General features: G+C 65.6%; 1 protein-coding gene. It reads left to right on the forward strand.

Features of this window, described 5'->3' with window-relative positions:
• Positions 1-166: 166 nt before the first annotated feature.
• The gene (locus tag ACRX5W_RS23050) at positions 167-829 is read left to right on the forward strand and encodes a TetR/AcrR family transcriptional regulator (protein ID WP_436790163.1); all 663 of its coding nucleotides are present in this window, start codon (positions 167-169) and stop codon (positions 827-829) included.
• Positions 830-1,140: the final 311 nt, after the last annotated feature.

A 1,140-nucleotide genomic window follows, 5' to 3' on the forward strand; every position in this document is an offset into this window, starting at 1 on the left:
ACGCGTCGCCGGCTGCCGGCCCGCGGCGGTCTCCCGACGGAGAGGCGCCCCCTCCTCGTCTACGACCGTGTCCGATATCATCAGCCGAAATCACACGCCACTCTTCCGGGAAACTGCCAGGTAATCCGACCTTGTCCAGCTACGACACTCTTGCGGCGGGGGTTCGATGAACGAGGACAAGGCCGGTCCCCGGCGGTCGCTGCTGGCCCAGGGCCGGTCGCGCGACACCCGGCAGGCCATCATCAAGGCCGCTTTGGAGCTGTGGGGCGAGCGGGGTTTCGACGCCGGTTTCGACGGCACCACCGCCGAGGAGATCGCCGCACGCGCGGGCGTCTCCAAGGCGACCTTCTACTACCACTTCGCCCGCAAGGAAGACGTCCTCCTCGCGACCGGTTGGCTGACCGCGAAGGTGTTCTACGAGGACGTGGTGAAGGCCCTCATCGACGGCAGCAGCACCGACGACGTACTCAATGACGTCACCACCAAGCTCTGCCGCCGCATCGAGAAGGTGCCCAGGTCGGCGCTGCGCCGCATGATGCAGGTGATGTCGGACGTCTCCGACCGCCCGCAGGACGGCGAACGGCTCCGTTTCCAGCGCGGATTCGCCGTCATCCTGTTGCAAGGCCAGCAGAACGGCGATATTCCGCAGACCCTCACCCCGTCCGACCTCGGGATGATGTTCGAGGTGATGCTCATGTCCGCAATCCGCGAATGGGCGTACGACGAGGATTTCAGGCTCTCCGAAGTCCTGCACGAGCGGTTCGCGGTCCTGCTCGCCGGGGCCCGGCATGTGTCGGCGAGCGCCCTGGGCAGGCCCGCCGCGTCGTGACCACCGGGCTGTCCTCGTGCGACCAGGGCGACCGAACCGGCCGATCGGCCCCGGCAACCGGACCGGGCGTTCGCCGTGAGGCAACCGGCTGTTGACAGGCACGCGAAAAGACCTGTAAATCAGATCTATTAATCGATTGATTAACTCTGGATCGCTTCGCCCCGACGGCTGAACGAGCAGGACCTCAACGGACCCAAGGAACCCCTAAGGAAGTCGCGATGGAGTTCGAGCTGACCTCGGACCAGAAACTGTTCCTGTCAACGGCGCGGGACTTCCTGGAGAAGGAGTACCCGCTCGATGCGCTGCGCCGC

This window comes from Yinghuangia sp. YIM S10712, assembly GCF_051388935.1.
Lineage (GTDB): Bacteria > Actinomycetota > Actinomycetes > Streptomycetales > Streptomycetaceae > Yinghuangia.